This is a genomic window from Streptomyces axinellae (assembly GCF_039532135.1).
Taxonomy (GTDB): Bacteria; Actinomycetota; Actinomycetes; order Streptomycetales; family Streptomycetaceae; genus Streptomyces; species Streptomyces axinellae.
On the sequence record NZ_BAAARJ010000004.1, the window covers coordinates 351142 to 369751 of the forward strand.

Consider the following 18610-nt stretch of genomic DNA (forward strand, 5'->3'; position numbering starts at 1 on the left):
CCGAATCTGGCCCCGAACAGAAACGGCGCCGCCCGGGGGCGGCGCCGTTGCGGCGTCCGGAACGGTCTCCGGCCGGTCGGCCGGGTCAGTTCTGGGCGCTGCCCAGGTGGTGGACGCGGACCATGTTCGTCGTCCCCGGCACGCCGGGGGGCGAGCCGGCGGTGATGAGCATGGTGTCGCCCGTCTCGTAGCGCTGGAGCTTCAGCAGCTCGGCATCGACCAACTCGACCATCTCGTCCGTGTGATCGACGTGCTTGACCACATACGTCTCCACGCCCCAGCTCAGCGTGAGCTGGTTGCGGGTGGCGGCGTCCGTGGTGAAGGCCAGGATCGGCTGGGCCACGCGGTAGCGGGAGAGCCTGCGGGCCGTGTCGCCGGACTTGGTGAAGGCCACCAGCGCCTTGCCGTCGAGGAAGTCGGCCATCTCGCACGCCGCGCGCGCCACCGCACCGCCCTGGGTGCGCGGCTTCTTGCCGGGCACCAGCGGCTGGAGGCCCCGGCTGAGCAGCTCGACCTCGGCGGCCTGCACGATCTTCGACATCGTCTTGACGGTCTCGATCGGGTACTGCCCGACCGAGGACTCGGCGGAGAGCATCACCGCGTCGGCCCCGTCCAGCACCGCGTTGGCCACGTCGCTGGCCTCGGCGCGGGTGGGCCGGGAGTTGGTGATCATCGACTCCATCATCTGGGTCGCCACGATCACCGGCTTGGCGTTGCGGCGGCACATCTCGACCAGCCGCTTCTGCACCATCGGGACCTTCTCCAGCGGGTATTCCACCGCCAGGTCGCCGCGCGCCACCATGACCCCGTCGAAGGCCATGACGACGTCCTCCATGTTGGCGACCGCCTGCGGCTTCTCCACCTTGGCGATCACCGGCACCCGGCGCCCGACCTCGTCCATGACCCGGTGCACGTCGCGCACGTCCGAGGCGTCCCGCACGAAGGAGAGCGCCACCATGTCGCAGCCCATGCGCAGCGCGAACTTCAGGTCCTCGATGTCCTTCTCGGACAGCGCGGGCACGTTCACCGCGGCGCCGGGCAGGTTGATGCCCTTGTGGTCGGAGATGACCCCGCCCTCGATCACGATGGTGCGCACCCGGGGGCCGGCCACCTCGGTGACCTGGAGGGCGACATTGCCGTCGTTGATCAGCACCGGGTCGCCCTTGGACACATCGGCGGGCAGGCCCTTGTAGGTGGTGCCGCAGATGGTCTTGTCGCCGGCGACGTCCTCGGTGGTGATCGTGAACTCCTCACCGCGGACCAGCTCGACGGGCCCCTCGGCGAAGGTCTCCAGCCGGATCTTGGGGCCCTGGAGGTCGGCGAGCACGCCCACGGCGCGGCCGGTCTCCTCCGCGGCCTTGCGGACGCGGTGGTACCGCTCCTCGTGCTCGGGGTGGGACCCGTGGCTCATGTTGAACCTGGCCACGTTCATACCCGCTTCGATCAGCGTCTTGAGCTGTTCGTAGGAGTCGACGGCGGGGCCCAGGGTGCAGACGATTTTGGAACGGCGCATGGGGGCGATCCTATCGTTTTGTTTAGGTACTGAACGATGTGGGTGGCGGCGCTGCGGCGGCCGGCCGGGCCGGGGCCCGCTCAGCCGCCTGTGACCAGCGCGTAGGTCTGCTCTGCGATCTCCAGCTCCTCGTCGGTCGGTACGACGGCGACCTTGACCCGCGCGTCCCGGGGCGAGATCAGCCTCGGCTCGCGCCCGCCCGCCGCGTTCAGCTCCCCGTCCACGGCCAGGCCCAGTTCCGCCAGACCCTCGACGGCGGCCTCCCGCACGGGCGCGGCATTCTCGCCGACGCCCGCGGTGAAGACCACGGCGTCCACGGTGCCGAGCACCGCGTAGTAGGCGCCGATGTACTTCTTCAGGCGGTGGATGTAGATCTCGAAGGCCAAGGTGGCCGCCGCGTCCCCTTCCTCGACCCGGCGGCGGATCTCGCGCATGTCGTTCTCGCCGCACAGGCCCGCCATGCCGCTGCGCTTGTTGAGCAGCTCGTCCACCTCGTCCATGCTCATCCCCGCCACCCTGCCGAGGTGGAAGACCACGGCCGGGTCGATGTCACCGGAGCGGGTGCCCATCACCAGGCCCTCCAAGGGGGTCAGCCCCATGGAGGTGTCCACGCAGCGCCCGCCGCGCACCGCCGAGGCCGAGGCGCCGTTGCCCAGGTGCAGCACGATCACATTGGTCTCGGCCGGGTCCTTGCCCAGCAGTTCGGCCGTCTTGCGGGAGACGTAGGCGTGCGAGGTGCCGTGGAAGCCGTAGCGCCGCACCCGGTGCTCGTCGGCGGTCTTCACATCGATGGCGTAGCGCGCCGCGTGCTCCGGCATGGTGGAGTGGAAGGCCGTGTCGAAGACCGCGATCTGCGGCAGGTCCGGGCGCAGCCGCTGGGCGGTGCGGATGCCGGTGATATTGGCGGGGTTGTGCAGCGGCGCGACGGGCACCAGGCGCTCGACCTCCTTGAGCACCACCTCGTCGATCAGCGTGGGCTCGGTGAACTTCAGCCCGCCGTGCACCACCCGGTGGCCGATGGCGGCCAGCTCGGGGGAGTCCAGGCCCAGGCCGTCCGCCGCCAGCTCCTCCGCGACGGCCTTCAGCGCCGCGTCGTGATCGGCCAGGCGTCCCCGGCGCTCACGCGGCTCCCCGCCGGCCGGGGGGCGGTGGGTGAGCGTGGAGGTGTCCTCGCCGATCCGCTCGGCCAGCCCGGTGGCCAGCCGTGAATGGTCGGCCATGTCGATGAGCTGGTACTTCACCGACGAGGAGCCGGAGTTGAGGACGAGTATCCGGGTGGCTGTCACGGCGTGCGGTGCTTTCTGCGAGGGGGCGGGCGGGCGTCCGGCCCGCCGGCGTGGGCCGGCGGGCCCGGGGTCAGGCGCCGGAGCTGCCGGTGGCCGGCTCGTCCTGCGCCTGTACGGCGGTGATGGCGACGGTGTTGACGATGTCCTGCACCAGGGCGCCCCTGGACAGGTCGTTCACGGGCTTGCGCAGGCCCTGGAGCACGGGCCCCACGGCCACGGCACCGGCCGAGCGCTGCACGGCCTTGTAGGTGTTGTTGCCGGTGTTCAGGTCGGGGAAGATCAGCACGGTGGCCTGCCCGGCGACCTGCGAGCCGGGGAGCTTGGTCGCGGCCACCGAGGGTTCCACGGCCGCGTCGTACTGTATGGGGCCCTCCACCAGCAGGTCGGGGCGGCGCGAGCGCACCAGCTCGGTGGCCCGCCGCACCTTGTCCACCTCGGCGCCCGAGCCGGAGGTGCCCGTCGAGTACGACAGCATGGCGATTCGCGGCTCGACCCCGAACCGCGCGGCGGTGGTGGCCGACTGGATCGCGATGTCCGCGAGCTGCTCGGCATCCGGGTCGGGTACCACGGCGCAGTCCCCGTAGACCAGCACGCGGTCGGCCAGGCACATGAAGAAGACCGAGGAGACGATGTCGGCGTCCGGCTTGGTCCTGATGATCTCGAAGGCGGGCCGCACCGTGGCCGCCGTGGAGTGCACGGCGCCCGAGACCATGCCGTCGGCCAGGCCCTCGCCGACCATCAGCGTCCCGAAGTACGACACCTCCGCGACCACGTCGTGGGCCAGTTCGTAGCTGACGCCCTTGTGGGCGCGCAGCTTGGCGTAACGCTCGGCGAAACGTTCCCGCAGCGGCGAGCGCTGCGGATCCACGATGCGGGCGGTGGCCCTGCCGGTGGCCTGCGGCGGCTCGTCGTCGCCCAGCAGCTCCAGGCCGATGCTCAGCTCGGCGGCGCGCTTGCGCACCAGCGTGGGCTCGCCCAGCAGCGTCAGATCGCAGATGTTGCGGCGCAGCAGCACCTCGGCCGCGCGCAGCACCCGCTCCTCGGTGCCCTCGGGCAGCACGATGTGCCGCCGGGCGGCGCGCGAGCGCTCCACCAGCTCGTGCTCGAACATCATCGGGGTGACCCGCTCGCTGCGCTCCACGGACAGCCGCGCGGTCAACTGCGCGGTGTCCACGTGGGTTTCGAACAGGCCGAGCGCGATCTCCGCCTTGCGCGGGGTCGCGGCCGTCAGCTTGCCCTCCAGCGAGAGCAGCGCGTCGGCGGCCTGGATGGAGCCCTCCGACACGGACAGCACCGGTGTGCCCGGCGCGAGCCGGGAGGCCAGCGCGAGAGTCTGCTCGCCCGGATGCTCACCGAGGGTGAGCAGCAGCCCGGCGATGGCGGGGGAGCCGGAGGAGTGCGCGGCCAGGGCGCCGACGATCAGATCCGAGCGGTCACCCGAGGTGATCACGAGGCAGCCCTCGGTCAGCGCGGGCAAGAAGGCGGGCAGATGCGCGCCGCCGAAGACGAGGTGCCGTACGTCCCGGCTGAGCCCCGCGTGGTCGCCCAGCAGCACCTGGGCCCCGGTGGTCTCCTTGACCTGCGCGATGGTGGGCGCCGCCAGCGCGGGCTCCTCCGGCAGGACGAACACCGGCTCGGGCAGCCGTTCGCCCAGGCCCAGCACGGCCTGCGCCGCCTCGGGGTCGCTCACCCGGTTCGCGACCATCGCGAGCAGGTCGGCGCCCAGCGAGGCGTAGGCGTGGTGCGCGTTGCGCACCTCGGCCACCACGGCCTCGGGGCTCTGCTCCCGGGCGGCGACGACGGGGAGCACGGCGGCCCCGAACTCGTTGGCGAGGCGGGCGTTGAGCGCCAGTTCGGCGGGCAGTCCGGTCTCCGCGAAGTCGGTGCCCAGCACCAGAACGGCCTCGTAATCCCTGGCCACCTCGTGGAAGCGGTCCACCAGCCGGGATATCAGCTCATCGGTACCCCGCTCGGCCTGGAGGGCTGCGGCCTCCTCGTAGCGCATCCCGAACACGGAGGCGGCGGGCTGGGTGAGGCGGTAGCGGCTGCGCAGCAGGTCGTAGAGCCGGTCGGGGCCGTCGTGCACCAGCGGACGGAAGACCCCCACGCGGTCCACCTGGCGGGTCAGCAGCTCCATGACCCCCAGCTCGACCACCTGCCGGCCGTCGCCGCGTCCGATTCCGGTCACGTACACGCTGCGCGTCACGCGCTGTCTCCTCCGGGTCAAGGCGCCGGTCGGGCGCCGGTCGGGTAGCTCGGTTCCGGCGGCGACGGCACGCGTGTCGAGACCGCCTTGAGGTCCTTCTTGAGGTCTTTCACCGGGAAAGCGCCTATAAAGATCTGGCTATACCCTTGACAATACCTGCGCTTCTGGCTAGGTGGCTCGCCAGGTCGGAATCGGCGGATGACGGCTGGGTGAACAGTCCCGGGAGACCGGGCCAACCGGACGCGGCGGCCGACGCAGCGGCCGGACGGCGGGGCAGACGGAGCCGAATGGACAGGCTCGAGGGAGGTACCCGCAACAACCGGTGCGCTCGGCGGACTCGAGGAGGGTGCGGCGGACGCGACGAGGGAGAGTCCGCATGGCGAACAGCACCCATGCCCCTGTATTCAAGTCGTGAAACAATCGCACCGGCTCACACATGGCAGCGGCACTGCGGACAGTGAGGTCCAGCAGCGCCCCAAGCGGCCCGTCCCCACGCGGGCACTCACCGAGCAGGAGAAGCGAATCCCATGCGCATCGGAGTCCTCACCGCCGGCGGAGACTGCCCCGGCCTCAACGCCGTGATCCGGTCCGTCGTCCACCGTGCCGTGGCCGACCGGGGCGACGAGGTCATCGGCTTCGAAGACGGATTCAAGGGCCTGCTCGACGGCCGCTACCGCCCGCTGGACATAAACTCCGTCAGCGGCATCCTCGCCCGGGGCGGCACCATCCTCGGCTCGGCCCGCCTGGAGCGCGACCGGCTGCGCGAGGCGTGCAACAACTCCGAGGAACTGATCGACCGCCTCGGCCTGGACGCGCTCATCCCCATCGGCGGCGAGGGCACCCTCACCGCGGCACGCATGCTCGCCGAGACGGGACTGCCGGTCGTCGGCGTCCCCAAGACCATCGACAACGACATCTCCGCCACCGACCGCACCTTCGGCTTCGACACCGCCGTCGGCGTGGCCACCGAGGCCATGGACCGCCTCAAGACCACGGCCGAGTCCCACCAGCGCGTCATGGTCGTGGAGGTGATGGGACGGCACGCGGGCTGGATCGCACTGGAGGCCGGCATGGCAGGCGGCGCGCACGCGATCTGCATCCCCGAGCGGAACTTCGAGGTGGACGACCTCGCCAAGATGGTCGAGGAACGGTTCGCGCGCGACAAGAAGTTCGCGATCATCTGCGTCGCCGAGGGCGCGCACCCCGCCGAGGGCTCCATGCCCTACGAGAAGGGCATGATCGACCAGTACGGCCACGAGCGCTTCGCCGGTATCGGCAACCGCCTCGCCATCGAACTGGAGCACCGCCTCGGCAAGGAGGCCAAGCCGGTCATCCTCGGCCACATCCAGCGCGGCGGCACCCCCACCGCCTACGACCGCGTACTCGCCACCCGCTTCGGCTGGCACGCGGTCGAAGCCGCCCACCGGGGCGACTTCGGCCAGATGACGGCCCTGCGCGGCACGCAGATCGTCATGGCCCCGCTGGCCGACGCCGTCACCGAACTCAAGCACGTCCCGCAGGACCGCATGGACGAGACCGAGGCGGTCTTCTAGGGCGGTCTTCTAGGGCCGAAGGGGCCTTTCGGGATGCCGGGGGCCGGGGCGCCGCACGCGTCCCGGGGTGCCGCCCGCCGTCTCGCGGTACGCACCGTCATCGCGGGGTGCCGCCCGCCGTCCGGGGTGCTCACGAGTGCCGGTGATACGCCTTGTTGGCGATGCGCCAGCTGTCATGGACGTGGGTCAGCAAGAAGATGTCGGTGAACGTATCCGGGCCGTGCCGGAGCGTCATGGTCGCGGTGGCGACGGTGCCGTGGACGTCCACCGCGTCGATGCGGCGGGAGCGGGCCGGTTCGTCCGGGGCCGGCCGCCCCTGGAAGAGGGCGCAGTATTCCTCCAGGGGCCAGGAGACGAACGCGCCGTCCCGGATCCCCTCGATGTGGGCGGTGGGCAAGAACGCGTCGCGGAAGTGGGCGGGGTCGCCGGTGGCGTGGCCCCGGATGTAGGCGCGGAGCGGTTCGAGTACGGCCTCGCCCGCCACGGCGTCCGTCGCGGCGGGGACCGTGGCGGCGACGGCGATGTCGGCGTCCGGGCCGGCAGCGGTGTCGGCCAGGTGGGCCGCGCCGCGCAAGGGGATGTCCGACGCGGCGGCCAGCAGGGCCATGTCCTTGGCCAGCGCACCGAGGGTGAATTCGGCGGTTCCGGTTCCGGTGCCGGTTTTGGTTCCGATTCCGGTGGCGGTTCCGGTGACGGCGGCCGACGGGTGGGTGAGGAAGGCCCGTTTGCGGGCCACGAGCCTGCCGAGCTGGCCGAGTTCGAGAACGTCCAGCACCTGCTCACGCGGCAGGCCGAGGGCGTCGGCCTGCCGCAGCGCGTCGCGCAGCGCGAGGACGGCCCCGGCCAGACTGTTGTTGGCGATCAGCTTGAGCGCGGCGGCGGTGGAGGCGTCCTCGACTCCCCCAACGGTGCCCAGAGTTTCCAGCACCGGCCGGACCCGGTCCAGCGTGTCCTGACCGGCGGCGGCGAGAACCCGCAGGGCGCCGTCGGCGGCAGCCGGTACGGACCCGAGCACGGGCGCGTGGACGTAGGACGCGCCGAGCCGCCCGGCCAGTTCGGCCGCCTCGGCCGGGGCGATGGTGCTGGTGTTCACCACGATCGTGCCGGCGCGCAGCGAGTCGCGGACGTCATCGAGGACCTGCCGGCAGGCAGGCCCGTCGAACAGCGACAGGAGGACGACGTCGGCTCTCGCCACCGCGTCGTCCGGATCGCCGGTCACCTCGACGGTTGCCGAGGCGCGCCCGGAGCGGGTCCAGCCGACGACCTCCCAGCCCTGGGCAGCCAGTCGTGTCGCGATCGCCTCTCCCATGCGCCCCAGGCCGAGGACGGCGACAGTGCGCGGTGTTGGCGTGCGTTGTGTCGGCGTGCGTGGTGCTGACGTGCGTCGTGCTGACGTGTGCGGTGCGGTCATGCGCGCCAGAGTGGTGCACCGCGACAGTTGCGACAAGCGCAGATTTCGCAGGTCAGCCCTGCGCGATGCGCATACCGGCCGGGCATACTGGCGCCATGGACCTGACTGTGTGGCGGACCTTCGTGACCGTGTGCCGCCTCGGTTCGCTGGCGGCGGCGGCCGTCGAGCTGAACCACACACAATCGGCCGTCTCCCGGCAGATCGCCGGGCTGGAGCGGCAGCTCGGCGTGCCGCTGGTGAAGCGCCACGCGCGCGGCGTGCGTCCGACACCGGCCGGCGAGGTGTTCCGGCGCCACGCCCTGGCCACACTCAACGAGGCCGACCGCGCCGTACGCGCCGTACGGGACGTCCACAGCGGGGAGTTCCGCCTGCCGCTGGCCGTCGGCGCCGCGCCCTCCCTGGCCTCCGGGATCGTCCCCGAAGCCATCCGGGGCCTGCTGAAGCAGGCGGGACCCCTCCGCTGGAGCCTGGTCCCCGGACTGAGCGGGCAGCTGCACCAGCGCGTGCTCGCCGGAGACCTCGACATCGCTGTCGTCACCGACGCACCACCGGGCCTGCCCCACGACCCGCGGCTCGAACGGCGGTTCCTCGGCCTGGACGAGATGGTCGTCGTCCTGCCCGCCGGTCATCCCCAGGCCGGGGGCGGCCCGGTGCACATTCGGACACTGGCCGGGCAGACCTGGGTCGAGGACAATGACGGCTCGGCGGCGCTCCTGCGCCAGCACGCCGCCCGTGCCGGAGTCAGCGCCCGCATCGACCTCACCGCGGCCGACCTGCACGGCAAGCTGGCCCTGGTCGCAACGGGTCACGCCATCGCGCTGATACCCGGGGCGCTGGCGTCCGCGCTGCGGACCGATGTCACCACAGTGGGACTCGTCGATCCCCCGACCCGCGGCCTCTACACCATCACACCACTTCGCGACCCCCACCCTTGCGCGGCCCCGCTCCTCGATCAACTCGCCGCCGCCTTCGCCGCGGCCCGCCCGCCCCAAGCCGGGGCCCGTGCTCTGGCTCGGCCCGGGTACGCGGCCGACGTGAGCACCCCTGACTCCCCTTGCGGCAGGGCAACTTGACCCCGCAGTCTGATCGGCGAGGGCCGGTGCGTCACGCTGCGGGGCGTCGGCCGACAGCCAGCATGTGCGAGCTGGCGGCGAGCAGTTCGGGATACGGCTCCGCGAGGCGGGCGGCCGTCAGCGCGGACTCGAACAGCGCGGATCCCGTGACGGACTCTTTCGTGTACTGCTCGGTCGCTTTGAGCATCCCCCACGTCGGCCCCTCGATCCCGAAGACCTCCGCGTCCTCGAACCCGGCCTCCGCCACCTCGTCGCGCAGCTCGGCGCCGCTGTGGAAGTACGCGGCGGTGAACGACTTCTTCCCGTCGTGGATCTGCGTGCGCAAGATGCCCTCGATGCTCTCCCGGACGCTGTCCTTGCCCAGGTGCGCGAACGCCGTGTGCTCGAACAGCGACGCGTACCGGTTGATCCCCGCCGCAGCCACCAGACCGCCCGGCCGCACCACCCGGTACGCCTCGGCGAGCGCCCGGTCCCGGTCGGCCCGCTCCAGGAGGTGGTAGAGCGGGCCGAGCACCAGCACCACGTCGAAGCCGTCGTCCCCGAGATCCAGCTCGCGGGCATCGCCCACCTCGGCCGAGGTCGCCACGCGCCGCGCGGCCTCGACATGCCGGGGCACCGGATCCACGACATGCACGGCGTACCCGTCCGCAACGAGCCACCGGGCATGCGCCCCCGGCCCGCCACCGACATCGAGGACGCGGGCGGGCGCGGCCGGGAGGAGGCGGCGCAGCAGCTCTTGGGTGCGGAGCAGTTCAAGGGCGCCGTCGGCGGACATCGTCAGGCGCTGGGACTCGTCGATGGTGGCGGAGTAGAAGGCCATGACCTCGGGTGCGATCTCCATGCGGAGCATTGTGGCGGCAGGCGGCCGGGTCGCGTCAGTCCGTGTCCGGCAGGCTTCGGTGGTCGGGCGTAACGTGGTCGGCGGGTATCCACCTGGCGGGGGTAGTCATGACGCACACGTTCGGGACCACGATCGGCGACCGGCTCGGGCGGCTCCGAGAGCGACGCGGGCTGACGCAGGAGCAGCTTGCCGCTCGGGCTGGTGTATCGGTCGATGTGGTCAGGAAGCTGGAGCAGAACCGGCGGCTCACCGCGCGGATGGCCACGCTGAACGCCCTCGCGCAGGCCCTCGACGTCGAGGTCTCCGTACTCGTCGGAGCACCTGCTGTCTTCGAACCGTCTCCGGAAGGGCGGGAAGAGCCCAGTCTCCTGCTCCTGCGGCAGGCGGTCTCGCCCGTCTCCGATCTGCTGGGGGAGGACGACGACCCGGAGGATCCGCCCACCATTGGCGCGCTGCGGGCCGCGCTGCGTTCGACGGAACACATCCGGCGGGAGGGCCGTGTCGGGCAGGTCGGCGCCGTCCTGCCGCAACTCATCCGCGATGCCCGTGCCGCCGTACGCCAGCACACCGGGGCGGACCGGGCAGCGGCCAACGCGGTGCTCGCGGAGGCGTATCAGATCGCCGCGACCACTTTGACGGCGCTGGGCAAGGAAGACGCCGCGTTCACGGCGATAGAGCGCGCGACGGTGGCGGCCCGATCCTCGGACGACCCTCATCTGGAAACCGTCGGCGCGTCCACCCTCTCCTGGATCCTCACCAAGCAGGGGCGGTTGCAGGATGCGGCACGCGTGGCACTCGCCACGGCCGATTCCGCCGAACCCGGCTTCCGCTCCCCGCCGTTGGCTCTCTCCCTCTGGGGGATCCTCATGCTCCGTGCGGCGACGGCGACCGTACGCCAGGGCGAGGCCCAGTACGACCGCGTGGAGGAGCTGTTGCGGATGGCCTCCGCGGCGGCGGCCGGTCTCGGCACGGACCGTCTCGATTACGCGACTCCCTTCGGCCCGGCCAACGCGGGCGTGGCGCGCGTGAACTTCCTGGTGGAGATGGGCAAGAGCGCGGAGGCGATCGAGGCAGCCCGTGCGGTTCCGCGTCTGGAGACCCTGCCGCCGACCTGGCGGGCGCGCTTCCACGTGGACCGCGCGCAGGCCCACGCGGACATCGACCAGGGCGGCCGGGCGGCGGGTGCCCTGTTGCAGGCCGAGCACGATGCTCCGGAATGGATGCGCTACCACGGCACCGCCCGGCGCCTGGTCGCGGAGCTTCGGTCCAGGGAGCGTCATCGGCGCAGCCTCGTCACGGAGTTGGCCGACAGGCTTCACCTGGACGGCTGACGGCTGGGACAGGGTGTCCCAGCGAGTCTGCGGAATAGGGCGGGCCGTCCCTGGGGTGGAAGGTTCCGCGCTTCTACTGTCCTCACCGACCGGCGGCTTCGGGCATCCCCTCAGGATCCGGTGCCGCTCATTCCAGTGAGGACAGCTCCATGCAGACACTGACGATCGGCTCCGCCGGCCGGGCCGCCACGCACAGCCGCCCAGGGACGGAGGCGCGGCCGTGACGACCATGACCCTGCGGGTCTCCCGCGACTCGGGCCGCACCTGGAGCCGGAGGCTCGTCGTCCGGGAGGATGCGGACAAGCCGCCGCGGCCGGTCAGCCGGCCGCTGGAGTACCCGCCGTGTGCGTGCCCCCGTTGCACGCAGGGGGGCGACCGCGATGCCACGTGATCTCGGCCTGTTCGTGCGGGCCGCCCGTGCGGCGGCGGACCGCTGTCACCGGTGTGGCCAGGTTCCCCGCGTCTCCGGGCGGGAGGAGCCGCAGGCGAAGGGAACGCCGTGGGTCGTCCTCACCGGCAGGTGCGCATGTCCGCCACCGAAGAGGGGGCGGCCATGACCGAACGTGAACCCGTGCCCGAGTCCGAGTTCGGCCCGAAGGGCCTCCTGCGTCCGGGGCACTGCTGCCACTGCGACCGGTACCGCGACGCGGTCATGGCCGTGGCGATCGAAGGCGGCAACTCCGGCCCCGGCTACCTGGTCGAAGCGTGCGTCCCGCACGCCCGTGCGCTCGCGGCCCGCGTCCTCGCCCCGCAGTGGCTCCGCGACGACCTGGCCGAACTCGACCGTGCTATGCGCGAGAACACCGGCCGGGGCACGGAGTTGCGGATCGCCGAGTGAACCCCTGGCTACGCGAAGCGCTCCATCTCCTCGCCCTCACCGTCTTGGTGCTGACGCTCACCTGCGGCATCGCCGCGAGGTGAATCGGTGCCGGTCGGTCGATACGACCGCGCACCTGTGTACCGCCGCCCCGGGCGGACCGCACGCACCGGCTTCCACTCCATCGCGTGACGGTCGCGGACCCGAGGCGGGTCCCCGAGAAATCCGACCAGGAGAGGAGCACGATGCACGCACTGGTTCTCCACGTCGATCCCGAGGACGACGAGCCTCCTCAACCCGCCGACGACCCCGACTGCGGCGACGGCACCGGCTGCGGCGGCGACCGCTAGCAGCACCCACCGGTCAGTCGGTGGCCGACAGTCACGCAGCCAACAGCCGGCGCCCACCGCCACCGGGGGCCGGGCCCTATTCGGAGGGACGCGGGAATGCACTGGCACGCGTATGCGTACACCGGAGGGCAGTGGCCGCTGGACCGGGAGGCGCGCAACCTTCAGTCGCCGGTACCGCCGAACACGATCGGTCAGTGGTTCCGCAAGCCGCAGTCGATGCGCGTGGGCACGTTCACCGATCCGGAGCAGGTGTTCGCGTGGCTGAAGAAAGAGGTCCACGCGAATCCGCCGCGAGACCCGGACGGCAAGCTCGCCTATCTCCGGGACTGCGTGGAGCGCCGCGCGGATGCCTACGCGGGGTACTACTCGCGCGGTCAAGTCGTCGTGCGTTGCGCGCTCGTGTGCCCGCGGACCGGTGAACGCTGCCCGGATCCGCCCCGGTAGCGCACGGCACCGGGCACCGCGTCACGCCCCGCCTTGCCCGGCCCCCCGGGGGCGCGGGTGTGGGGCTCGTCACGGTCCGGGTCTCCCCATTCCGCACACGCCCTGGTCACGAACTGTCCCTTCGGGTGGAAGAGTTGGAAATAAGGGGGTCGTTGTGTCCCGCGTGGCCGACGGGAGTACCGTGCTGTCACCCGCCGTCTGCTCATCGCGCGGCGTGGTTCTACCGGAAGGACAAACATGACAGCACTGCGCCTCAGATGGCAGCGGTCGGTCGCCATCGCGGCGACGGGTGCCGCGGCGTTCCTCGGCACCGCGATAGCCGCGGCGCCGGCCCAGGCACACACTCCCAAGTGGTCAGTGGACTGCTACTCGGTCCAGATCGACTTGACGAGCTACGCCTCGGACAAGGACAACACCGTCACGCTGAAGGCCGGCGACAAGACGCTGCTGACGGAGACCTTCAAGGGCCAGTTCCACAAGAAGGTCGATCTCCCCAAGCACACCAAGCCGCTGAATGTGACGGCCCAGGTCAAGGCCGGGGACGACGACAAGTACTCGTGGGGTCCGGAGACCAAGACCTCCCCGGTGTGCGAGTCCGAGACGCCGAAGCCGACGCCCACCCCGTCGAAGCCCGGCACTCCGGAGCCGACCAAGCCCCCGAAGACCGAGAAGCCGACGCCGAGCGCGCCGCAGTCCAGCTCCAGCGCTCCCGCGTCCAAGCCGCAGGGCGGGGACGACAACCTGGCTGAGACCGGTTCCTCCAGCAACACCCCGATGATCGCCGGCATCGCTGCCGCCGTGGTCGTCGCCGGTGGCGGTCTCGTGTTCTTCGCGCGCAAGCGCCGCTCGACGGAGAGCTGATGCGGGGCTGACCCCCCGTTCAGCCCCGCCAGGCACGACCCGCACCAAGAGCACGAAGAGCATAAAAAGCAGTAAAAGCAGCAAGCGTAGTAAAAGCAGCAAGCGCATCACCGCCCGGCGGCCCGCCTCACCCGGCCGCCGGGCGCAGTGCGTTCAAGGGCACCCCCGCACTTCCTCGCACTTCCTCGCACCTCCCGGCACCTCCCGGCACCTCCCCGCGCGTCAGTCGCAGGCGTCGAACGCCGTGACAGAACGGGGACACGTCAACCGAGGGCTCGTAACTCGGTGCGCGGTACAAATGTTCTTGACCGAAACACCTGTACAACCCCCCGGGGGAACACCATGAAGCACACGCGCACCACGGCCTTCGCGGCCGTGGGACTCGTCGCTGTTCTGTCCCTGACCGCCTGTGGCAACGACGACGGCAAGAAGGACTCGTCCGCCAAGTCGGCCTCGTCCTCGGACAAGGGCTCGTCCTCGTCCGGCGACGCGAAGACGGGCGACGTGAAGTCGGACTCCGGCAAGGACACTTCGACCCGCACCGGTTCGGGGACCGGCTCGGCGTCGCACGCGAAGAAGGGCAAGTTCTGCCGCACGGCGGACCTGGCCATGGACGCCCAGGACACCTCGCCGGACGCGGAGACGGGTGATGTCACCGTCACGATGATCAACCGGGGCTCGACGACCTGCTCGGCGACGGGCTTCGCGGGCCTCGACATCACCGACGCCGACCACACCACCAGCCCCATCGAGCGCGCGAAGAACCAGCCGCGTATCACCAACCTGAAGCCCGGCGACGCCGCCAGCTTCAACGTCTCGTTCAAGCTCGCCGCCAACGGCGAGGGCGCCTCGAAGCCCACCGAACTCGTGGTGACGCCTCCGAACGAGACCCACTCCGTGAAGATCAAGTGGCCCTCCGGCGAGATGGCCACCCCGTACGCGGACGACAGCGTCGAGGTCCACCCGGTCGGCCTCGCCACCAACTGAGGACCGGGGGCAGCGAGTTCCCGTTCGGGGGTGCGGGGTTTCGCGGTGTCACGGGGGCAGCCGCGGCAGAGGGGGACAGAGCAACGGGGAAACAGGGGAACACGGGGAAGCCGGGGCCGGGCGCAGCGGAGGGGAATCCGCCGCACCCGGCCCCGGCTGTGTTCCAGAGCGTCCCGCGGGCTAACTGCCGTAGCCGGCCAGGATCTTGGAGAACTCCCACTGCTGCTGGTCGATCCCGCTGCACGAGTCGCCCGCGCCGCCGCCCGCGCAGGGGCGGTCGCGGTTGACGGCCCAGAAGCTGACCCGGGACAGGCCCTTGGACTTGGCGTAGTCCACGATCTGCTGGAAGTCGCCGGGGGAGACCGACTCGCCCTGCTGGTCGGTCTTGCCGTTCATCGAGGAGAGGCCGGACTTCTTGTAGGCGTCGGCGTCCGAGAGCCCGTAGGCCGCCTTGACCTGGTTCTTGAGGCCGTCCACGGCCGACTTGGTGGCGCCGGCCATATCGGTGGTGCCGTCGCCGAAGTCGAAGGGCATGACCGTCCAGGCATCGACGTCCAGACCGGCCGCCGCACCCTTGTTGATCAGGTCCTTGCCGTTCTCGTTCGGGCCCTGGGTGGTGGTTCCGAAGGTCACGTAGACCTTGATGCCCGCGTTCTTCTCCTTGACGATCTTCAGCGCGTCGATGACCCGCTGCCGTACCTCGGCGTTCTCGACCTCGGTGGACTCGATGTCGATGTCGATCGACTTGAGCCCGTAGGCGTCGATGACCTTCTGGTAGGCGCCCGCCAGGTCCTGCGCGTTCGCGCACGCCTCGCCCAGCTTGTTGCCGCTCCAGCCGCCGATGGACGGGGTCACATCGCCGCCCGCCTGCTGGATCGCCTTGATGGCCTGCTCGTCCTGGCCGCCGGCCAGCGGGCGCTGGCCGTCCCAGGCGGGGGAGCAGCCGCCGCCGGAGAGGATGAAGGCCATGGTCAGCTGCTTGGTGCCGGTCTCCTGCATGAAGGAGGCCGGGTCGGGCGGGTTGCCCCAACCCAGGTACAGGTAGGGGCCGTTCATGCCGCTGGGTGCTGCCGCTTTGGCGTCGGCGGCCGGTGGTGTGGGGGGCGTGGCCTGCGCGGAGACGGCGAGTGCGGAGGCGGTGAGGGCGGCTGCTGCCGCCGCTCCGAGGCCCATGGTGAGTCTGCGGCGTGCCCTGCTGCGGCGGTGGGGGGTGGTGTGGGGGGACACGTAACTCTCCCTTCCGGATGACCGGTTGGTGGTGCCGCCGCACGCTAGCGAGAAAGCATTGGTATAGACAATAGGTGCGGGCGGAAACGGCGGAGAGCTTTACCGTTCGCCGGGACCGTCTTGTCCGCCGGGGGTGCCAGGACCGCCTTATTCGTCCGGTCCGCCGTGTCCGTCCGGTCCGCCGTGGCCACTTGGTCCGCCCGGCCCGCCGTGTCCGCCGGGTGCGCGCCGTCCGCCTGCCGTGCCGGGGCGCCACACATAGTGGTGCTCGGGCCGTCCCACCAGCCCGTACCGCTGCCGGCGGTCCGCGTGCCCCGTGGTGACGAGGTGTTCGAGGTAGCGGCGCGCGGTGATCCGGTTCATGCCGATCCGTACGGCCGCCTCGCTGGCCGTCAGCCCCGCGTCCGCCGAGTCGCGCAGCTGCGCCGTCACCGTGCCCAGCGTTCCGGCGCTCAGCCCCTTGGGCAGCGCCGAGGAGGCGGGCGCCGCGCGCAGCACCGACAGCGCCCGGTCCACCTCGTCCTGGCTGGACGCCTCGCCGCGCGCCTCGGCGGTCGTGCGGAAGTCCGCGTACCGCAGCAGGCGGTCGCTCAGGGACCGGAAGGTGAAGGGCTTGAGCACGTGCTGCACCACGCCGAGGGAGACGCCCTCGCGGATCACCGTCAGATCCCGCGCCGAGGTCACCGCGAACACATCGGCCCCGTGCCCGGCCGCGCGCAGCGAGCGCAGCAGGTCCAGGCCGCTGCCGTCGGGCAAGTACAGGTCCAGCAGGATCAGATCCACCGGCGCGTGCTCCTCCAGCGCCCGGACGGCCTGCGCGCGCGTGTGCGCCACCGCCGCGACGTCGAAGCCGGGGACGCGCGTGACGTACAGGGCGTGGGCGTCCGCCGCGACGGGATCGTCTTCGACGACGAGGACGCGCAGGGTCATGTTCCCTCCCCGGGGAGCGGCAGGCGGACGCTGAACTCCGCGCCGCCACCGGCTCGTTGGCTCGCGGTGGCCTCCCCGCCGTGCCGCCGCGCCGTCTGCCGCACGAGCGCCAGGCCGATGCCGCCGCCGGGCTTGGTGGACCAGCCGCGTTCGAAGAGGGTGTCGCCCGCGTCCGGGGGGAGGCCAGGCCCATTGTCGGCGACCCGGAGCAGCAGCTCCCGGGCCGGGGTGCGCCGGACGGCGACCGTCACGGTGACGCGGGGCCCGCGGCCGGGCGCCGCGCCGGAGCGGGCGGGGTACAGCCCGTCCACCGCCTGCGGGCCCGCCGCCTCGACCGCGTTGTCGATGAGGTTGCCCAGCACCGTCACCAGATCCCGGGCGGGCAGCCCGGCCACATCGTCCACGTGCGAGTCGGGGGTGAGCGCCAACTCGACTCCCCGCTCGTTGGCCTGCGCGGCCTTCCCCAGCAGCAGCGCGGCCAGCACGGGTTCCCCGACGGCCGTGACCACCTGGTCCGTCAGCGCCTGCGCCAGCTCCAGTTCCTCCGTGGCGAAGCGCACCGCTTCCCCGACGCGGCCCAGCTCGATCAGGGAGACGACGGTGTGCAGCCGGTTGGCGGCCTCGTGGGCCTGGGAGCGGAGCGCTTCGGCGAAGCCGCGTACCGAGTCCAGCTCGCCGGTGAGCGCCTGGAGTTCGGTGTGGTCGCGCAGGGTGACGACCGTGCCCCGGTGCTCGCCGCCGTCCACCGGCGAGGTGTTGACGACGACCACGCGCTGTCCGGTCAGATGGACCTCGTCCACCCGCGGCTCGGAGGCCAGCAGCGCGCCCGTCAGCTCCCTGGGCAGGCCGAGCCCCGCCACCTCGCGGCCCACCAGGTCGCCCTGGCCGGTGAGGCCGAGCAGTTCGCGTGCGCCGTCGTTGACGAGGGCGACCCGGCGCTGCCCGTCCAGCATCAGCAGCCCCTCGCGCACCGCGTGCAGCGTCGCGTGGTGGTAGTCGTGCATCCGGCTCAGCTCCGCCACGTTCATGCCGTGGGTGTGGCGCCGCAGCCGTGCGTTGATGACATACGTGCCCGCGCCGCCCAGTACGAGGGCGCCGCCCGCCACCGCCAGCAGCGCGGTGAGCTGGTCACTGACCCGCTTGCCGATGGTGTCCACCGCGATCCCGGCGCTGACCAGTCCGACGATCCGGCCGCCCGGCCCGTCCTCCCGGATGGGGGTGACGACCCGTACGGAGGGGCCGAGGGTGCCGGTGTAGGTCTCGTCGAAGGTGCGGCCCTTGAGCGCGGGCCCGATGTGGCCGACGAAGCGCTCGCCGATGCGCCGCTTGTCGGGGTGGGTCCAGCGCGTGCGGTCGGTGTCCATGATCGTCACGAAGGTGACCCCGGTGTCCCGCCGTACCCGCTCCGCGTACGGCTGGAGCAGCGCGCTGGGGTGCGCGGAGCGGATCGCCTCGTGCACGGACGGTGAGTCGGCCACGGCCTGGGTGGTCGCCCGCGCCTGGTGGGTGGCCGCGTCCCGGGCCTGCGAGCGGGCGGAGAGATACGTGAAGACCGCGCACCCCGCCACCACGGCGGCCACCAGCACCACCTGCATGGCGAACAGCTGCCCCGCCAGGCTGCGGGGACGGGAGCGCGCGGGGGCGCGCGGGCGGGGGACACGCATGGTTTCAGTGTGCCGCTCCGGTTTACGTGCACGTAATGCACGTAAGGGTGACGCCCGTCGCACCTTGCTGCATAGTCACCGGGAATCAACACGATCCGAATCCGCGATGCCGCCAC

Annotated in this window: 15 protein-coding genes; 7 read left to right on the plus strand and 8 right to left on the minus strand. The window is 71.6% G+C overall.

Going from position 1 to position 18610, the window contains the following annotated elements; translation table 11 throughout:
* Positions 1–85 precede the first annotated feature (85 nt).
* From pyk to pta, 3 genes are all read right to left on the minus strand, one after another.
* Positions 86–1513, minus strand: a complete 1428-nt coding sequence (gene pyk, locus ABD339_RS08060) for a pyruvate kinase (protein ID WP_344563655.1) — start codon at positions 1511–1513, stop codon at positions 86–88.
* Between the two features lie 80 nt (positions 1514–1593).
* Positions 1594–2799 carry an acetate kinase gene (locus ABD339_RS08065; protein WP_344563657.1) on the minus strand — a complete coding sequence of 402 codons (1206 nt, stop codon included), beginning with the start codon at positions 2797–2799 and terminating at the stop codon, positions 1594–1596.
* A 70-nt stretch (positions 2800–2869) separates the two neighbouring features.
* Complete coding sequence (gene pta, locus ABD339_RS08070; protein WP_344563659.1) at positions 2870–5005, minus strand: phosphate acetyltransferase; 2136 nt, start codon at positions 5003–5005, stop codon at positions 2870–2872.
* A 527-nt stretch (positions 5006–5532) separates the two neighbouring features.
* Here pta and ABD339_RS08075 point away from each other — a divergent pair.
* A complete protein-coding gene (locus ABD339_RS08075; RefSeq protein ID WP_344563661.1) occupies positions 5533–6558 on the plus strand; it encodes an ATP-dependent 6-phosphofructokinase in 1026 nt (341 codons plus the stop codon).
* Between the two features lie 130 nt (positions 6559–6688).
* On the opposite strand, the gene ABD339_RS08080 is transcribed toward ABD339_RS08075, so the two are convergent.
* Positions 6689–7969 (minus strand): nuclear transport factor 2 family protein, encoded by a 1281-nt coding sequence (locus ABD339_RS08080; protein WP_344563663.1) that lies wholly within the window; start codon positions 7967–7969, stop codon positions 6689–6691.
* Between the two features lie 95 nt (positions 7970–8064).
* Here ABD339_RS08080 and ABD339_RS08085 point away from each other — a divergent pair, with 95 nt between their 5' ends.
* On the plus strand, positions 8065–9042 hold the full coding sequence (locus ABD339_RS08085; RefSeq protein WP_344563665.1) for a LysR family transcriptional regulator: 978 nt from the start codon (positions 8065–8067) through the stop codon (positions 9040–9042).
* Between the two features lie 31 nt (positions 9043–9073).
* Here the strand turns inward: ABD339_RS08085 and ABD339_RS08090 are convergent, their stop codons facing one another.
* Positions 9074–9892 carry a class I SAM-dependent methyltransferase gene (locus tag ABD339_RS08090; protein ID WP_344563666.1) on the minus strand — a complete coding sequence of 273 codons (819 nt, stop codon included), beginning with the start codon at positions 9890–9892 and terminating at the stop codon, positions 9074–9076.
* A 98-nt stretch (positions 9893–9990) separates the two neighbouring features.
* Here ABD339_RS08090 and ABD339_RS08095 point away from each other — a divergent pair, with 98 nt between their 5' ends.
* The 5 genes from ABD339_RS08095 to ABD339_RS08115 all read left to right on the plus strand — a co-directional run bounded on the left by ABD339_RS08095 (position 9991) and on the right by ABD339_RS08115 (position 14673).
* A complete protein-coding gene (locus ABD339_RS08095; protein WP_344563667.1) occupies positions 9991–11214 on the plus strand; it encodes a helix-turn-helix domain-containing protein in 1224 nt (407 codons plus the stop codon).
* Between the two features lie 526 nt (positions 11215–11740).
* On the plus strand, positions 11741–12052 hold the full coding sequence (locus ABD339_RS08100; protein WP_344563669.1) for a hypothetical protein: 312 nt from the start codon (positions 11741–11743) through the stop codon (positions 12050–12052).
* A 425-nt stretch (positions 12053–12477) separates the two neighbouring features.
* The gene (locus ABD339_RS08105) at positions 12478–12825 is read left to right on the plus strand and encodes a hypothetical protein (protein WP_344563671.1); all 348 of its coding nucleotides are present in this window, start codon (positions 12478–12480) and stop codon (positions 12823–12825) included.
* Positions 12826–13062: 237 nt separating this feature from the next.
* The gene (locus ABD339_RS08110; protein ID WP_344563673.1) at positions 13063–13686 is read left to right on the plus strand and encodes an Hsp20/alpha crystallin family protein; all 624 of its coding nucleotides are present in this window, start codon (positions 13063–13065) and stop codon (positions 13684–13686) included.
* Positions 13687–14028: 342 nt separating this feature from the next.
* Complete coding sequence (locus ABD339_RS08115; protein WP_344563675.1) at positions 14029–14673, plus strand: DUF4232 domain-containing protein; 645 nt, start codon at positions 14029–14031, stop codon at positions 14671–14673.
* 180 nt (positions 14674–14853) lie between these two features.
* Here ABD339_RS08115 and ABD339_RS08120 read toward each other — a convergent pair whose 3' ends face one another.
* The 3 genes from ABD339_RS08120 to ABD339_RS08130 all read right to left on the minus strand — a co-directional run bounded on the left by ABD339_RS08120 (position 14854) and on the right by ABD339_RS08130 (position 18494).
* Entirely contained in the window at positions 14854–15900 is a 1047-nt protein-coding gene (locus tag ABD339_RS08120) for a chitinase (protein WP_344563677.1), read from the minus strand.
* 147 nt (positions 15901–16047) lie between these two features.
* Positions 16048–16830, minus strand: a complete 783-nt coding sequence (locus ABD339_RS08125; RefSeq protein ID WP_344563679.1) for a response regulator — start codon at positions 16828–16830, stop codon at positions 16048–16050.
* A complete protein-coding gene (locus ABD339_RS08130) occupies positions 16827–18494 on the minus strand; it encodes a sensor histidine kinase (protein WP_344563684.1) in 1668 nt (555 codons plus the stop codon). The genes ABD339_RS08125 and ABD339_RS08130 overlap by 4 nt, the downstream gene beginning before the upstream one ends.
* Positions 18495–18610: the final 116 nt, after the last annotated feature.